At 36.9% G+C, this 18,105-nt stretch carries 12 protein-coding genes; 8 read left to right on the plus strand and 4 right to left on the minus strand.

Translation table 11 applies throughout. From position 1 onward, the window contains the following. The first annotated feature begins 44 nt into the window (after nucleotides 1–44). Nucleotides 45–1,187 (plus strand): trans-sulfuration enzyme family protein, encoded by a 1,143-nt coding sequence (locus tag ACSHWW_RS01405; protein ID WP_435680837.1) that lies wholly within the window; start codon nucleotides 45–47, stop codon nucleotides 1,185–1,187. A gap of 64 nt (nucleotides 1,188–1,251) precedes the next feature. On the opposite strand, the gene ACSHWW_RS01410 is transcribed toward ACSHWW_RS01405, so the two are convergent. Next, on the minus strand, nucleotides 1,252–2,022 hold the full coding sequence (locus ACSHWW_RS01410) for a THC0290_0291 family protein (protein WP_435680615.1): 771 nt from the start codon (nucleotides 2,020–2,022) through the stop codon (nucleotides 1,252–1,254). A 232-nt stretch (nucleotides 2,023–2,254) separates the two neighbouring features. On the opposite strand from ACSHWW_RS01410, the gene gdhA reads away from it, so the two are divergent. The 6 genes from gdhA (at nucleotide 2,255) to ACSHWW_RS01440 (ending at nucleotide 10,688) form a co-directional block, all read left to right on the plus strand. Next, the gene (gdhA, locus tag ACSHWW_RS01415; RefSeq protein WP_435680616.1) at nucleotides 2,255–3,598 is read left to right on the plus strand and encodes an NADP-specific glutamate dehydrogenase; all 1,344 of its coding nucleotides are present in this window, start codon (nucleotides 2,255–2,257) and stop codon (nucleotides 3,596–3,598) included. A gap of 137 nt (nucleotides 3,599–3,735) precedes the next feature. Then, nucleotides 3,736–6,018 carry a two-component regulator propeller domain-containing protein gene (locus ACSHWW_RS01420; RefSeq protein WP_435680617.1) on the plus strand — a complete coding sequence of 761 codons (2,283 nt, stop codon included), beginning with the start codon at nucleotides 3,736–3,738 and terminating at the stop codon, nucleotides 6,016–6,018. Next, complete coding sequence (gene recO, locus ACSHWW_RS01425; protein WP_435680618.1) at nucleotides 6,019–6,738, plus strand: DNA repair protein RecO; 720 nt, start codon at nucleotides 6,019–6,021, stop codon at nucleotides 6,736–6,738. Further along, complete coding sequence (locus ACSHWW_RS01430) at nucleotides 6,738–9,146, plus strand: TonB-dependent receptor (RefSeq protein ID WP_435680619.1); 2,409 nt, start codon at nucleotides 6,738–6,740, stop codon at nucleotides 9,144–9,146. Before recO ends, ACSHWW_RS01430 begins: the two co-directional genes overlap by 1 nt. Nucleotides 9,147–9,152: 6 nt before the next feature. Further along, nucleotides 9,153–9,788 carry a ligase-associated DNA damage response endonuclease PdeM gene (gene pdeM / locus ACSHWW_RS01435; protein WP_435680620.1) on the plus strand — a complete coding sequence of 212 codons (636 nt, stop codon included), beginning with the start codon at nucleotides 9,153–9,155 and terminating at the stop codon, nucleotides 9,786–9,788. A gap of 54 nt (nucleotides 9,789–9,842) precedes the next feature. Beyond that, complete coding sequence (locus ACSHWW_RS01440) at nucleotides 9,843–10,688, plus strand: hypothetical protein (protein WP_435680621.1); 846 nt, start codon at nucleotides 9,843–9,845, stop codon at nucleotides 10,686–10,688. Nucleotides 10,689–10,690: 2 nt separating this feature from the next. Here the strand turns inward: ACSHWW_RS01440 and ACSHWW_RS01445 are convergent, their stop codons facing one another. After that, nucleotides 10,691–11,938, minus strand: a complete 1,248-nt coding sequence (locus ACSHWW_RS01445; protein WP_435680838.1) for a dihydrolipoyl dehydrogenase family protein — start codon at nucleotides 11,936–11,938, stop codon at nucleotides 10,691–10,693. Nucleotides 11,939–12,124: 186 nt separating this feature from the next. Between ACSHWW_RS01445 and mfd the strand changes: the two genes are divergently transcribed. Continuing rightward, on the plus strand, nucleotides 12,125–15,463 hold the full coding sequence (gene mfd, locus ACSHWW_RS01450) for a transcription-repair coupling factor (RefSeq protein WP_435680622.1): 3,339 nt from the start codon (nucleotides 12,125–12,127) through the stop codon (nucleotides 15,461–15,463). A 3-nt stretch (nucleotides 15,464–15,466) separates the two neighbouring features. Here mfd and ACSHWW_RS01455 read toward each other — a convergent pair whose 3' ends face one another. Both ACSHWW_RS01455 and ACSHWW_RS01460 read right to left on the minus strand, forming a co-directional pair. Continuing rightward, the gene (locus ACSHWW_RS01455; RefSeq protein WP_435680623.1) at nucleotides 15,467–17,695 is read right to left on the minus strand and encodes a YCF48-related protein; all 2,229 of its coding nucleotides are present in this window, start codon (nucleotides 17,693–17,695) and stop codon (nucleotides 15,467–15,469) included. Further along, nucleotides 17,610–18,044, minus strand: a complete 435-nt coding sequence (locus tag ACSHWW_RS01460) for a hypothetical protein (RefSeq protein WP_435680839.1) — start codon at nucleotides 18,042–18,044, stop codon at nucleotides 17,610–17,612. Before ACSHWW_RS01460 ends, ACSHWW_RS01455 begins: the two co-directional genes overlap by 86 nt. Nucleotides 18,045–18,105 lie beyond the last annotated feature (61 nt).

The following is an 18,105-nucleotide window of genomic DNA, read 5'->3' on the forward strand; positions in this document are numbered from 1 at the left end:
TCAATTCATTACAATAATATTTTCCTGATATGAGAGATGATAAAATGAAATTTAATACTAAAACCATTCATGGCGGTCAGCATAATATAGATCCAGCATACAACTCAGTAATGCCACCTATATATCAAACAACTACTTATGGGCAGTCTAGTCCTGGAGAACATAAAGGTTTTGAATATTCTAGAAGTGGAAACCCTACGAGAGCGGCACTAGAAAGATCTATTGCCAGTATAGAAAATGGTGATTATGGACTCGCATTTAGTTCAGGTCTTGCGGCTATAGATGCTGTATTGAAATTATTAAAACCTGGTGATGAGGTGATTTCTACCAGTGATCTTTATGGTGGTTCTTATAGGATATTTACGAGAATCTATGAAGATTTTGGAATCAAGTTTCATTTTGTGGGAATGGAAAATGTTGCAAATATTGAAAAGTTCATAAATGAAAACACCAAGCTTGTTTGGGTAGAAACGCCTACTAATCCTATGATGAACATCATAGACATAAAAGCAGCGGCGGCTATTACTCAAAAACACAATCTGCTGCTAGCAGTAGATAACACATTTGCAACGCCATATTTACAAACTCCTCTAGATTTAGGGGCAGATATTATTATGCACAGCGCCACAAAATACTTAGGTGGTCATAGTGATGTAGTAATGGGATCACTAGTAGTAAACGATAAATCCCTAGCTCAAAAATTATATTTTATACAGAATGCAAGTGGAGCAGTTCCAGGACCACAAGATTGTTTTCTTGTTTTAAGAGGAATAAAAACACTTCATCTAAGAGTTCAAAGACATTGCGAAAACGGAAGAGCCGTTGCACACTTTCTAAAATCAAACTCTAACGTAGATAAAGTGTACTGGCCAGGATTTGAAGATCATCCTAATCATCAAATCGCAAAAAAACAAATGAGCGATTATGGCGGTATGGTTTCATTTACTACTAAGGAAGGAACATTAGAAAGTGCCATAAACGTTGTTTCTCGAGTTAAAATATTCACTCTAGCAGAATCTTTAGGTGGTGTGGAGTCACTAGCCGGCCATCCAGCAAGCATGACACACGCAAGTATTCCTAAAAAAGATCGTGAGAAAACAGGAGTTGTAGATTCATTAATACGATTAAGTGTAGGAATAGAAGATATTGATGACTTGATAGCAGACCTTGCACAAGCACTTGAATAATTGGAATTATTATAAACTAAAAAAAGCAGCCTTAAGGCTGCTTTTTTTCTATATTAAAATGAGATTATAAATAGTAAATGTATCCTACATTAAACCACCATATAAAATCAAATGAGCGGTTGTTTACATTGTTAGGACTTAACCCATCTACAAAGTTACTATCGTAATAATGCCATGTACTGGATACAAGAATATCGCTTAGTTGACTTACTTTATATCTAAAACCTACATCACCTACAAGAGAAAAAGTACTTCCTTGTGAAGTATCTATACGATCTATAAAAGTTGGATAAGTTGTAACTGGATTATTTAAAGGTCCTAATGTTGAAGTTGCCTCAGGTCTGTAGTTCACGTAATGAGCACCGATCCCAAAATAAGGCGCAAAATTAGTAAGACCATCTTGAAATTCTCTTATGCTCCATGGAAACCATTCTAAATGCGTTCCTATTTCAAATACTTTGGCTTTACCTTCCATGGATCTTAACTGTAATCCCGCAAGACTAGGTCTGTCTGCAAGCTCACTTAAGTGATTTAAAGTCGTCACATGATAAGCTAGCTGATTTCTTATTTTAAAGTGATCATTCCAGTACGTTTCTTGAGTATAACAATTACAATCTGCTCGATAAGCAAAGTTGATGTAATGAACGAGTCCTAATCCCATTCCCACGTTTCCTTTGTTAGTATCCCAGTCATAGCGCTCACCATAATCAGATTGAAAAGCAACCGGACCACCTATAAGACCTATCTCATGAGAGAATCCTAGCTGTGCTTGTGCTGCTTGAGCCGTACATAAAAAGGCAATAAAAAATCCAATGTAGCGTAGGGTATTCATCATGGTTCTATCATTAGTAAAGCGACAAATATAACAAATTGTTAATGATACATAGACTACCATTAAATACTTTAGGACAAGAAGTTTAAGTTCATCTCGCTTTCGCGAAAGCGTAATCACAAAAAGCTATCGTATCACTACTTAAATAAATGTCAAAATCAATAGCACTTATCTACATTAATATATATTTGCAGTATCAACGAAAACGTTTTCTTAAACGCAATTATTACTAATAATGGAAAAAAACATTCAGAGTTTTATCGATTTGATAAAAAGTAAAAATCCTAACGAGCCAGAATTTATCCAGGCAGTTAGTGAAGTGGCAGAAGCTGTAATTCCTTTTATCGAGAAAAATCAACAATACGCTAGCGATAAGTTACTAGAACGCATGGCAGAGCCAGAACGTGTTACCATGTTCCGTGTGCCGTGGACTGATGACAGTGGTGAGGTTCATGTAAATCGTGGTTACCGTATTCAAATGAATAGCGCAATAGGACCATATAAAGGTGGATTGAGATTTCACCCATCTGTTAACTTGAGTATTCTTAAGTTTCTGGCTTTTGAACAAGTATTTAAAAACAGTTTGACCACATTACCTATGGGTGGTGGAAAAGGTGGATCAGATTTTAATCCTAAGGGAAAATCTGATCGTGAAGTAATGCGTTTTTGTCAATCATTTATGGTAGAGCTTCAACGTGTAATAGGAGCAGATACTGATGTTCCTGCTGGAGATATAGGTGTAGGTGGACGTGAGATAGGATATCTTTTTGGATATTATAAAAAATTAAGAAATGAATTTACTGGAATTCTTACTGGTAAAGGACGTTCTTATGGAGGTTCATTAATACGTCCAGAGGCTACAGGTTACGGTAATGTGTATTTTGCACAAAACATGTTGAAGACTAAAGGTGAAGATATAAAAGGTAAAACTGTTGTCATATCAGGATCTGGAAACGTAGCTCAATATGCTGCAGAGAAGATTCTTCAATTAGGTGGTAAAGTTGTTACCATGTCAGATTCTGGAGGTTATATTCACGATAAAGATGGAATAGACGCAGATAAACTTGCGTTTATTATGGATCTTAAAAATAACAAACGTGGTCGTATCTCTGAGTACGTAGATGAATATTCAAGCGCTACATATCATGAAGGAGATCGTCCATGGTCTGTGAAATGTGACATTGCGTTACCATGTGCAACTCAAAATGAGCTGAATGGTGATGAGGCAAAAACTCTCGTTTCAAACGGTTGTATGTGCGTAGGTGAAGGAGCAAACATGCCATGTACACCAGAGGCTATCGAGCATTTCCTAGATAAAAAGATTTTATTCTCTCCAGGAAAAGCGTCTAACGCTGGTGGTGTAGCAACATCTGGTCTTGAAATGTCTCAAAACTCTATGCGTTACAGCTGGACTGCAGAGGAAGTTGATAACAAACTTCACAGCATCATGAATGATATTCACGAGGCTTGTGTAGAGTATGGAAAAGACAGCGATGGTTTTGTAGACTACGTAAAAGGAGCAAACATTGCAGGATTTGTGAAAGTGGCAGACGCTATGCTGGCACAAGGAATTGTATAATTACGCTTTCGCGAAAGCGGAATTCTAAATATCAAAAACCTCTGAATTTGTATTCGGAGGTTTTTTTATGACTCACTTTTAAAGGTTATTTTTGCTAGGCTTGTATCATATTCATACTTAAAAGACGTTTGCTTTCTATGAAGCGATTATTACTTGTATTATTTTTTCTATCACAATGGTGTGTAGCGCAAGATTTCTCAGATAATTGGGAAGCCTTTTTCTCGTACTCCAATATCGTGGATATGGAGCAATCTGGTAATCTAGTCTATGCGGCGAGTGATAATTCTATTTTTGTATATGATACCGTTTTAGAAACCTTTGAAACTATTACAACGGTAAATGGATTGAGTGGAGAAACCATTTCTCAAATACATTATAGTGAGGCAAAGAATTTACTCGTAATAGCTTATGAAAATGGACTGTTACAAATAGTTCCTGAAAATGGGGACGTTATAAACGTAGTTGCCATAAGAGATAAGCAAACCATATCACCAGCAGATAAAAGTGTGAACGAGTTTCTAGAAAGCGGTGATTTATTATATCTAGCGACAGATTTTGGAATTGCGATATACAACCTCGAATTGCTCGAGTTTGATGATACATATTTTATAGGTGATAACGGAGCACAGTTAATTATTAATTCCATTGACATTTCTGGAGGATTTATCTATGCCGCAACAAATGGTGGCGGAATAAGAAGAGCATCCATCTCAAATCCATTCTTATTGGATTTCATGAATTGGACTCAAATTAATGCCGACGTTTGGGAAGAGATGACAGCTTTTAACAATACTATTTATGCAGTGACTGCAGGTAGATTTGTGGCAGCGCCTAATTTTACGGGTTCTTTTGGTGGAATAGGATCGCAACTTCCTTCTAGAGCTCGAGACGCTCATGTCTCTTTAGATAGAATTACATATGCAACTAGAGACTTTGTGTTAATTTATGACACCACATTTACTGAGATTTTTAGAGTTGATGATATCAATGGAGAAAGTTTTAATTATACATCTGCGATTTTAATAGATGATGAACTTTATATAGGAACTGAAACCGCTGGTATGATAAGAGTTAATTTATCAAATCCTATGGACTATGAATTCATAATAGCCGACGGTCCTGCATTTAATTCAGTATTTTCAGTACAGACCTTACCTAACGAGTTATGGGTGACTTATGGTGCTCACAATGTTTTTTACTCACCAGATAATTCTTTAAGAGGAATTAGTCATCTAGTTGAAGAAGGCTGGATCAATTATTCAAGTGCCGAAGTAGGTGCACTACGTAGTATCCCTAATGTAACCATAAACCCAGATAATCCAAATGATCTAGTCATACACTCTATGAATGACGGATTATTGAATTTTATTGATGGTGTAGCTGGAGTGAATTATAATATAAATAACAGCACGCTTGAAGGTATAGAACCACCTTTTAATCTTACAGTAAGAATACCAGATGGACAGTACGATTCTCAAGGAAACTTATGGGTCATTCAACCACAAGTTGAACTAGCTCTTCATAAAAGAACTCCTTCAGGTCAGTGGACAGCTTATGATGTAGGAGCAGTATATGATGAAGTAACTAATGGATCCAGTGTGACTAAAATGGAAATCACTTCAAATGACAAGATTATTTTTGGTTCCACAGATGGTGGATTAGTAGGTTATGATCCAGCAATGAATCTCTTTTCAAGATTGACAGAAGGTCTTCAAGAAGGTAATTTAGTAAATAACTATGTGAGTAGTCTTAGAATAGATCAGCGTGGTCAGTTATGGATCGGGTCTAATTTAGGATTACGAATTCTATCCAGTGCTAATAGTTTATTCTCAGATAACATCTCAGACGCTAGAGCTGTAATCATAGAAGATATAAATGATATTCCTAGAGAACTACTTGCAGACGAGGCTGTGCTTGATATAGAAGTAGATGGGAATAATAATAAATGGGTGGCCACTGGTAGCTCTGGTGTTTTTCTTTTCAATCCTAGCGGTAGAGAAACAATTTTTCAATTTACTAAAGATAATTCACCACTTCCAGATAATGAAGTGCGTGATATTGCTATAGACGAAGCCTCAGGATTAGTATATTTTGCTACTAAGAATGGATTAGTTGCCTTTAAAGGAGATCGAGCAAGCAAGCCACAAGATGATCTTGAAAATGTATTTGCTTTTCCTAATCCGGTGCGACCAGGTTTTGAAGGAAATGTAACTATTGATGGTTTAACTAATCGCGCAAGAGTTAAAATTACAGACATAGAAGGTAATCTAGTTTTTGAAAAAGTATCTCAAGGAGGAAGTATTCTTTGGGACACGCGCAGCTTTGCTGGTAATAAAGTAGCCAGCGGTGTTTACATGCTTTTCATTTCTACAGACGATAATATAGAAACTACGGTTTCTAAAATAATGGTCATCAGATAAATGCTCACTCGCACACCAGCAATTGTACTATCGACAATTAAATATGGTGAAGCAGATTTAATCGCTCGCTTATATACTCGGGAATTAGGCACACAATCTTATATGCTTAAAGGAGTGCGCAAATCCAGAAAAGGGAAATTAAGAATATCCTATTTTCAACCACTTACACAACTCGAAATTGAAACCCAGCATAAAGGTAAAGGTGCGCTAGAGTATATCAAAGAAGCACGAGTAACGCCAGCTTATGATTCCATTCATACAGACATTATCAAAAGTAGCGTGGTGTTATTTTTCTCAGAAGTACTCACTCAACTATTAACAGAGCAGCAGCCTGATGGAGATTTGTATGATTATTTATCGAGTATTTTTCAGTTCCTTGATCAAACAGATGCTGTTGCAAACTTTTCCATAAAAACCCTACTTGACTTGTCAGTACACATGGGATTTCAACCAGATAGAGAATCCATGGACTTGCCATATTTTAATTTAATGGACGGAACATTTGATAATAACGGAATGTTACCGCACCACGCAACGATTGAAGAAAGTAACTTAATCAAGCTCTTTCTAGGCACGAATTTTGTAGAGATTAACGAAGTTAAAATGAATCGAGAAGATCGCAATAGCCTATTAAATTTGGTGATTGACTATTTTCAGATACATTTGCACGTCTTTAAAAAACCCACATCATTAACGATTTTAAAACAGCTATTCGACTAGTGAGAAAGCTATTATTTTTACTTCCATTCTTATTCTGCATTACGGTTGTTGCTCAGGTAGTTACAGTTGTAGATTCAGAAACTAATGAACCACTCGTTAACGTAGCCGTTTATAATAAATCCAAGTCTAAATCTGCAATTACAGATCTTGAAGGGCAAGTTGATATAGAAAAATTTGATAATCAAGAAGTCATTTATTTTCAAAGTATTTCTTACGCAACTTATAAAATTGAAAAATCTAAGATATCACGAGATAAATTTATAAGATTGATCCAGCAGTCTAACTACTTTAATCCTATCATTTTATCAGCTTCTAAGTTTGAGCAACGAGCACATGATATACCTCAAAAGATATTTGCAGTTGATAAAGAACAAATAGCGTTTAATAATCCTCAAACGAGTGCTGACTTACTCCAGCAATCGGGTCAAGTATTTGTGCAAAAATCACAACAAGGTGGCGGCAGCCCTATTATAAGAGGTTTTTCTACAAATAGATTATTACTTACCGTGGATGGAGTGCGCATGAATACTGCAATTTTCCGTAGTGGGAATTTACAGAATGTCATCTCTATCGATCCTTTAAGTGTAGAGCGCAGTGAAGTAATTCTAGGTCCAGGTAGTGTGGTCTATGGGAGTGATGCTATAGGTGGAGTGATGAATTTTTTCACGCTCAAGCCTCAGTTTCATCAAGACTCTGTACAAATTACAGGGAATGGTTTATTGCGATATGCAAGTGCCAATAATGAAAATACAGGCCATCTTGATTTTAATATTGGTGGTAAAAATTGGGCTTCGGCTACGAGTATAAGTATTAATTTTTTTAATGATTTGCGCATGGGATCTCATGGGCCAGATGATTATTTAAGGGAAAGTTATGTGATCCGTCGTGATGGTCAGGATGTTTTAGTTGATAATGATAATCCTTTAATACAGCGTCCTACGGGCTACGATCAGCTTAATTTATTACAAAAATTTAGGTATAAACCTACTCAGGATTTTGAATTTGGTTTAGGACTTATTTACTCTGGAACAAGTGATTTTTCTCGATATGATGCTTTAGATCGCTTTCGCGAAAGCGGAGAACCCACAAACGCAGAGTGGTTCTATGGTCCACAGACCTGGTTAATGACTAATTTTAATATCACACATCGCGGTAATGGAAAATGGTATGATAAAGCTGTTTTAACAACAGCATACCAGCGTTTTGAAGAAAGTAGAGTCACTCGAGATTTTCAAGATCCTGAGCGTTTTGAACATATTGATCAGGTAGATGCTATTTCAACTTCACTCGACTTTGAAAGAAGAGATCGCGAGTCCAATGCCTTATTCTACGGTGGTGAATTTATTCATAATCGTGTGAATTCTGCAGGATCAGTTCAGGACATAGATACAAATACTTTTACCGCAACGGCCACTCGTTATCCTGATGGATCCTCATGGAGATCACTAGCGGCATATGCAAATTATCAATGGAAGGTTTCCTCACAAATGGTTGTCAACAGTGGTTTGAGGTATAATCATATATGGATCGATGCAGATTTTGGCCCAAATAATACGTTCTTTAATTTTCCCTTTGAAGAGGCGACAGTAAATACCGGAGCGCTCACTGGCGGAATAGGAGCGACTTATGTGACCGAGAATAAATGGGAATTGAGATCTAATTTTAGTACAGCATTCCGTGCGCCTAATATTGATGATCTAGGAAAGATTTTTGACCCGAGTCCTGGAACAGTGATAGTTCCTAATCCAGACCTAGAAGCTGAGTATTCCTATAACGCAGAGCTAGGATTTAAAAAAACATTTCACGAGAAGTTTACCATAGACGCAGCTGTTTATTACACCTATTTAAAAGACGCGCTAGTTGCTCAAGATTATGAGTTGAACGGACAAGAGTTTATCGATTATCAAGGTGAACAGAGTAGAGTTCAGGCGATTCAAAACGGAGAAAAAGCAAATGTCTATGGGCTTGAGCTAGCCTTGAATTATAGAATTAATGATGAATTCACCTTAAAAGGTCATTATAATATTACAAAAGGTGAACAAACTGAAATAGACGGTAATAAAATACCAGTGCGACATGTGGCTCCAGCTTTTGGTGATATTCATTTGAACTATGACAAAAAAGATTTGAAACTAGGTCTTTTTGCTCAATTTAACGGTCAGCTGGACTATAACGATTTGAATCCCACGCAGCAAACACGTCCTTATTTGTATGCGCTGGATTCAAATGGAAATCCATACTCACCATCCTGGTACACACTTAATTTAAGGTCTCGATTTAATTTTAATGAGGTATTCTCACTTAATGTTACATTAGAAAATATGACGGACCAGCGTTATAGAACCTACTCGTCTGGTGTGAGTGCTGCTGGTAGAAATCTTATCGTAGGAGCACGATACCAATTTTAATTTCTTGTGATTTTAACTGTCCAACTTGCTCAACAAACCTTTCAACTTCATCCTAGTGGAGCGGCTTATTGGGTAGAACAGGACACCATTCTCCTCGCCGATGTCCATTTAGGAAAAAGTGCACACTTTCGTAAAAACGGAATGGCTGTTCCTGCTAGTGCAGACGATATGGAATATGATAAACTTAATGAAGTAATCGCTTTATTCAAGCCATCTCGACTTTGGTTTCTAGGTGATTTATTTCATTCTTATGTAAATGCAGAGTGGCATTTCTTTGAACAATGGGTGCGTTCTCAATCTATTGAGATTGCTTTAATTATGGGAAATCATGATGTGATAGGTAGAGATTCCTTTGAGCGATTAGGAGTAAAAACTTATGAGCAACTCAGTATGGGAGATTTGATTTTAACGCATCATCCACAGGAAATAGAAGGTAAGTTTAACATTGCAGGTCACGTTCATCCATCGATTAAAATGAAAGGTGTAGGAAGACAACGTGTGAAGTTATCTTGTTTTTTCAATAATGAATTTGGTTTGATTCTAGCGGCCTTTGGAGATTTTACAGGAACTTATACTTTAAAGCCAAAGAAAGGAAATCGAGTTTTTGCGATTGTTGAGAATGAGGTTATAGAGTTACAATAGGAATTTATCAAACTATTAGCAATAGATTTTGAGGAGCTCTACTATCTTTAAAACATGAAAAAAATTTACTCAGTTCTCAATCTCATCAGTATTATTTTCCTCATCGCATGGAATTGGTATGCAAATACTGGAAATTATAATGGTAAATCGGTAGGTGAACTAAGTGCTGAGTATGATAATTTATTTACGCCAGCGAGTTATGCGTTCTCTATTTGGGGTTTGATATTTTTAATGCTGTTGGTTTTTGGGATTTATGGTGTTTATACTGCTTTCAGGAAGGCTGAGTCGGTAAAGTCCAATGATTACAAAGTTGACTTTGTGAAAACTACAGCGCCTTGGTTCCTTGTTGCAAACATATGTTGCTCAGCTTGGGTTGCTTTTTGGTTGGATGAGATGATAGGTATATCGGTCATTTGTATGCTGGGAATACTTGTGAGCTTATTAATGTGTGTAAAAAAGCTTGATATGGAAATATGGGATGCGCCTTTTCCTATCATTGCTTTTGTCTGGTGGCCGTTGTGTTTATACTCAGGATGGATAAGTGTGGCGACTATTGCAAACATAGCGGCTTATTTAAATGGCACTTATGATATTGCAATAGAGACGCAAGTTTATGCTACCATGGCAATGATTTCCGTAGCGTTTCTGGTCAATCTATTAATGGTGATTTATCGCAACATGCGAGAATTTGCCGCAGTAGGAGTTTGGGCACTGATTGCTATTTTTATGAGATTCAGGACTCCTATGGATGGATTAAGTAAGCTAGCCACAAACCAAATAGCTTATCTCGCACTAGGTCTTGGGATTGTTCTTTTTGTAATAATTGCAATCCATGGATCTAGAAATACGGATACTAATCCTTTTAAGAAGTATTTCGAATGGCGAGCATCAAAGTCTTAATCTTAGAAGCTTTTCAAATCATTTCCCCAAGTAGGGTAATTAAAAATCACTTTTTTCAATTCTTTAAAAGTCATTCCGGCCTTCATAGCGATTGCAAACATATTAATTTGCTCAGCGGCTTCTGGACCTACTATGTGTGCTCCTAGAATGGCGTCACTTTCTTTTTCTATAATCAATTTATAACCATATAAAGATGCGTTGATTCGTCTGTTGTTGAACCAGCCCCTAGAGTCTTCTTCCTTAATATGATATTTTTTATTAGAATCTTTTGCTTGCTGTTCAGTCATTCCTATACCAGCGCATTGAGGAATTGTATAAACGGAACTAGGTATTGCTGTAATTTCTAGTTTTTGTTTTTTACCAGTCAGATTATTTCCTACTACGTTTGCTTCTATACCGCTTAATGGAGTGAGTGGTAAACTTTTACTTGAAACATCTCCACAAGCATAAATATGAGTTTGTGTGGTGCTTTGCAAATACTCATTTACGACCACGCCACCTTTGTCTGTCACAACATTTGCTTTTTCTAGATGAAGTGTTTTTATGGAAGGAACTCTTCCTGCGGTGTTGAAAACACAATCTGTGGTGATTTGGTGAATGTTATTATCAATGGCATAATAAACTATGAATCGATCATCTACTTTTTCAATACTTGAAACTTGAGCATTTTTAATAATGTTAATTCCCATTTGCGAGGATTCTTTTTCTAGCAAATTTGCTGTGAAGGATTCAAAAGGATTCAAAATTTGATCACCTTTTTCTATAACCGTAACCTTAGAACCAGCTCTATGAAGTAGGTGACTAAATTCCATTCCTATATATCCACCACCTATAAAAACTACTTTCTCTGGAGCATCTTTTAATTCATAAAATTCTCCCGAAGTCTGCGCATATTCCTCACCAGGAATGCCTAGTGTTAAAGGTTGCATACCAGTTGCGATAACAAAGTTATCTGCTTGAATCTCTTCGTCATCAAGAATGACAGTATTGGGATTAATAAACTTTGCTTCTCCATGAAAGCATTTTATTCCTTTTGATTTTAAATCCTTTTCTGTGTTAGACGGAATATTTGCTGTGTAACGACGCGCATAATTGTATGCATCACGCCAGTTGATAGAGACATCACCAGCGATTCCATCGCCTTTAATGTCTTTTGCTTTTTGAAAGGCTTCACTAGAGGCAAGTAAGAGCTTTTTAGGATCACAGCCACGTTGCGAGCACACACCACCATATTCTCGATTATCTATAATCCCTACTTTTTATCCAGCAGCTGCACATTTGCTAGCGACTAGTTTTCCCGCAGTTCCAGTTCCAAAAACAAATACATCAAATTTCTCCATACACTAAAGGTAAGCACAGCAATTGTTACGGAGTATTAAAGTATTCTCAATATTCTTGAGTGAGCTGTATTCTAGGCTTATATTTACACTTTCATTATGAGTTTTAACACGATTATTAAGCAGTATGCACAAGCTTCTCAAACGCAAAGTTTGCGAGAAGTCGTGTCTCAATCCCAAGGTTATACTCATGTAAGTGGACTGCAAGGCAGTGCATTTACGATTACCGCAAGTGCCATTTTTGATGATTTAGATAAACCTTTTCTAGTCATTGCAAATGATAAAGAGCAAGCAGCATACATTCTCAACGACTTTGAAAAAATGCTGGGTGAAGATCGAGTGCTTTTTTATCCAGGAAGTTATAGAAGACCTTATCAAATAGAAAAAACAGATAACGCAAATGTCTTATTACGTGCTGAGGTGCTCAATCGCATCAATTCACGCAAGAAACCAGCGGTGATAGTTACTTATCCAGGAGCGCTATTTGAAAAAGTAGTAACTCGCAAAGAACTTGAAAAAAACACACTCAAGATTGCAGTAGGCGACCAGATTTCTATTGATTTTGCAAACGAAGTTCTGTTTGAGTACGAATTCAAACGTGTAGATTTTGTTACAGAACCAGGCGAGTTCTCTGTGCGTGGAGGAATACTGGATGTCTTTTCTTTTTCGCATGATGAACCCTATCGTATAGAGTTTTTTGGAAATGAGATTGATACGATTCGTGTTTTTGATGTAGAAACGCAACTATCTAAAGACCAAGTAAAAAAAATCTCCATTATTCCTAATGTGGAGAATAAGAAACTTGAAGAGAATAGAGAGAGTTTTTTGAAATATCTATCGAGCAAGACCGTCATTTTTGCTGAGAATGTAGAGTTGCTGTACAGTAATTTAGATTCGCTTTTCGCGAAAGCGGAACAAGCATACAGTGAATTGCAAGGCGAAATCAGACAGCTTGTACCAGCTGAGATATTTTGTGATGCTGCACTTATTAAAAAGCAAATAGCCGGCTACAACTTGATCGAGTTAACCACTCAGTCGGGTAATATCAAGTATACGACAGTGCCACAACCAGCATTTAACAAGCAATTTGATTTACTGGTAGAGAATTTAAAAGAGAACGAAGCAAACGGTTATACATCATATCTATTTTGTGGAACGGCGCAACAGGCTAAACGTTTTAAAGACATCTTTGACGACATGGGTGCTGACGTGGAGTATGAAACCGTAGTCATGACCTTAAATAAAGGTTTTATCGATCACGATTTGCGCATAGCTTGTTATACAGATCATCAAATTTTTGATCGTTATCACAAGTTCAAATTGAAGAATGGCTATGCAAAAAAGCAGGCGATTACACTACGCGAACTCAACACACTCGAAATAGGTGATTATGTGACGCATATCGATCATGGAATAGGAAAATTTGGTGGTTTGCAAAAAATCGATGTGAACGGAACGCAGCAAGAAGCTATTAAATTGGTTTATGGCGAGCGCGATATTTTATACGTTTCCATTCACTCGCTACATAAAATTACAAAGTATTCCAGCAAAGATGGAAAAACACCTAAAGTCTATAAACTAGGTAGTCCAGCTTGGAAAAAACTTAAGGCCAAAACAAAGACGAAGGTGAAGCAAATCGCCTTTGATTTGATACAGTTGTACGCAAAACGACGTGCCAAAAAAGGATTCCAGTTTGCACCAGATGGTTATCTTCAAAACGAGCTAGAAGCAAGTTTTATCTATGAAGACACACCAGACCAGTCCACCGCAACTGCCGATGTTAAAGAAGACATGGAAAGCGATCGACCTATGGATCGATTAGTTTGTGGAGATGTAGGTTTTGGTAAGACTGAAATTGCGATACGTGCAGCATTTAAAGCAGCAGTTAACGGTAAACAAGTTGCCGTTTTAGTTCCTACTACTATCCTCGCATTTCAACATGCCAAAACTTTTAAAGAACGTTTAGGAAACTTACCAGTTACAGTCGACTACTTGAATAGATTCAGAACCGCCAAAGAACGCAAAGGAGTTCTAGAAGGACTTGCAAATGGACAGGTAGATATAGTGATAGGAACGCATCAACTCGTCAGTAAATCAATTCAGTTTAAGGATTTAGGTTTGCTGATTATTGATGAGGAACAAAAATTTGGTGTAGGTGTAAAAGACAAGCTTAAAACGATTAAAGAAAATATAGACACACTGACTTTAACAGCAACACCTATTCCTAGAACGTTGCAGTTCTCGTTAATGGCTGCACGTGATTTAAGTGTGATTAAGACAGCACCACCTAATCGTCACCCGATTGAATCTCGAGTGGTACGCTTTTCTGAAGAGACCATACGTGATGCGGTGAGTTATGAAATATCTCGTGGTGGACAGGTATTCTTTGTCCACAATCGTATCGATAATATCACTGAAGTCGCTGGTATGATACAGCGCTCAGTTCCTGATGCAAAAATAGGAATAGGGCATGGGCAAATGGATGGTAAAAAACTAGAAGAGTTAATGCTGGCCTTTATGAATGGTGAATTTGATGTTCTAGTTGCTACTACTATTATTGAAAGTGGACTTGATGTACCTAATGCCAATACCATTTTTATTAATAATGCCAATAACTTTGGACTCTCAGACTTGCATCAAATGCGTGGTCGAGTAGGACGTAGTAATAAGAAAGCATTTTGTTATTTCATCACACCACCATACGATATGATGACTGACGATGCTCGCAAACGTATTCAAGCCATAGAAACATTCTCAGAATTAGGAAGTGGTTTTAACATTGCTATGAAAGATCTTGAAATACGTGGTGCAGGAGATATTTTAGGCGGTGAACAAAGTGGATTCATGAACGAAATAGGATTTGATACCTATCAAAAAATCCTGAATGAAGCCATCACAGAATTAAAAGAAAACGAGTTCAAAGACTTGTATGATGAAGATCTTACTGAGAAAGTCCATGTAAGTGATGTCACCATCGATACAGAGTTTGAATTACTCTATCCAGACGATTATATCAACTCTATAACAGAACGTCTAGCTCTATATTCTAAGCTTAACGAGGTTAACAATGAAGAAGAACTTGCCGTTTACAGAAAAGATCTCGTTGATCGTTTTGGTGAACTACCTGACCAAGCAGAAGATTTACTTACCAGCATTAAACTCAAATGGGTTGCTGCAAGAATGGGACTTGAAAAAGTTATCATGAAACAGGATAAGCTTATAGGATATTTTATCTCAGACCAGCAAAGTGAGTTTTACCAAAGTGACGGTTTTTCAAAAGTATTACAAGCGGTACAGCAACAACCTAAAATACTGCGTATGAAAGAAAAGCAAACCAGAAGTGGATTGCGATTAATGCTGACCGTTGATAAAGTCAAAACGGTGGATAGAGCATTTGAAATATTAAACGCAATTATTCCTGTTGTAGAAACTGCTTAGAAATTATTCTTTTATAATTTTATGAATGGAAACTACTCGGTTTTCATCAAGTATGTGCATGAAGTAGATTCCAGTAGTGAGCGAACTCAAATCAACCGTATCAGAGTCATCCACTTTTTGAGATAACACTTTTCTACCATTTAAGTCATATAATTCTGTTGCGCTTATTGATAGGTTTAAAGTCTTGATGTTGATAAAATCTGCTGTTGGGTTAGGATATATTTTAATATCGTTATAAAGCTCTGTATCGTTATTGCTGAGTAGTGCGCCTATCTCTAGCGTGTAAATATCTGTTCTTGTTCCAAACGAATACACATGATCTTGAGTGATGTAAAAATTAGTAGGCATATTGCTTGGGCCTGGTACATTATTTACAACGGTCCAGGTCGTTCCGCCATCTTCAGTTTTATAAACCCAACCGTTACTACTTACTCCTATAGCAAATGTTGCTGAGAAGAAGCGATAATCCCATAGGTAACCTGGGAAATTATAATATTGAAAAGTGATACCACCATCAGTAGTTACTTGTTGACCTATATAGAATGTATTTGCATCTATAAACTCAATAGTTCCTTGATCATTATTACCGCCTGTATAAGCGATAGAAGTCCATGTAGAGCCACCATCTATAGTTTTATAAGCTTGATTGCTACTATTAGTCAGTACTCCTACATTATCATTGAGGAATTTAATATACTCTACGTTATTTACAGCAGCATTATGAGTCCAGCCAGTTCCTGTTTGGTAACGATAGAGTCCATCGCTGGCAAAGAAATTTCCACCACCTACAAAAAAGTCATCACGCGACTTGAGCCATATAGCTTTGGCAATGAATTGTTGAGTAATAGTAGGTCCAGGAATATTAGTCCAAGTATCTCCATAATCACTAGAATAACTTACGGTTCCTATATTGAATTGAGTGGTTAGCGCACGACCATCAGGTTTCATATCAACGGCATAATAACCACCAGTGACTGTTTTGCGTTCCCAATTGACTCCACCATCATCAGTACGATACATAACGTCTCTAAAAACGCCACTACCATTCTGTCCTTTTCCTACCATTAATCCAGTATTACTATCTGAAAAAGCGGCGTCATCTAGACTGCTCATAGTAACATCTTCTAGATGTGTACTCCATGTCGCTCCATTGTTGAAGGATTGAAAAACTTCATTCTCAGATCCTATGTAAATAGTATTGCTGGATGCTGCGATGCTAAATAAATCTTTATTGTCAATAATTTGACCATTCCAGGTGACACCTAAATCTGCTGAGGTCAGTAGCGTTCCATCATTTCCTACGACCATATACTGATTATTGATATAAACTACGTCTTGCAATTGTTTAATAGTATTAGTAGTTGCAAGATTCCATGTTGTTCCACCATCAATGGTGTTGAAGATAAGACCGCCTACACCTATGACTATACCGTTTAAACTGTCTTTAAAAAAGACTTTATTAAGTGCATATTGATTTGCGCTAGGTAAAGTTACCGGTTGCCAAGTTGTTCCACCATCTATAGTTTTAAGAAAAGTAAGACTTGCACCACAGGCAAACCCTATGTTATTGTCTATAAAAAATACATCATAAATATCTCTGGTAGTTCCAGATGTTAGAGTTGTCCATGTCGTTCCTCCATCAATGGTTTTATGAATTTTACCATCTTCTCCAGATACAAAACCAACATTCTCATCTATAAAAAATACATTTTCAAAGAAATAGGCATTTAAGGTAAAGTTGGTGGTAGTGCGCCATTTATCAGTGGTTTTAGTAAGTCTATTGGTAGAAATTAAAAACCCTTTATCATCGTCAATCATCTGCATATCTTTTGCAGCGGCATTACCTTGTCTTCTGTAGGTTGCACCATTATCCTCACTGATGTACATGTGATTGAGCAAGTTGCTAGAATCATAGATATAGATGGTCCCATCTGGTGTGACGTCTATTTCTTTAAGATCAGATATGTTCTTAATAGGAGTGCGCAACGTCCATTCCTGAGCTTGAGCTATTCCTTGAAATAAGAAAATTAAAGCTGTAAATATTTGAATAATATACTTCATAGGAATGTGTTGAAACGCTATTGATGTAATGAGTTGTTGAGGTTGTTGTTGATACGCTTTCGCGAAAGCGTGATTCAAACAATCCCTAGAACCACTGACTCCATGGGATTCTCGTAAGAACAAGAATAAATGCGATAGAATAGAAAGTGGCAAGCATTTTAAATTTACCATTGCTTACGATCTTCTTTTTATGCTTAGAATAACCGATGGTCAAAAATGTGATTGCGATAATCATGGTTAAAGGATGTTCTACAAGCATGAGACGAGCTTCAGAATTTCCCATGACTTCTTTCATGCCGCCAGACCATGCATCAAACCATGGTGACGTGAAGTATAAAACCAGTCCTATCAATAATTGAATATGTGTAACGATAAGTCCACCTAATGCAAGACTGAAGTCACGATTCCCAAATTCCTTCTTAGTGAAATAACCGATAAGAGAATTTATAGTCGCTAAACCTAATACGATTAAAACGATGTATGCCCAACCTGAGTGTGCGTATTTAATAATGTCCATAATGTTGTATTTAAATTCAAAAATAACCATAAACAACAAACCCTACTCGCTAGAGTAGGGTTTG

This window comes from Nonlabens sp. (genome assembly GCF_051251825.1).
In the GTDB taxonomy this organism is placed as follows: domain Bacteria; phylum Bacteroidota; class Bacteroidia; order Flavobacteriales; family Flavobacteriaceae; genus Nonlabens.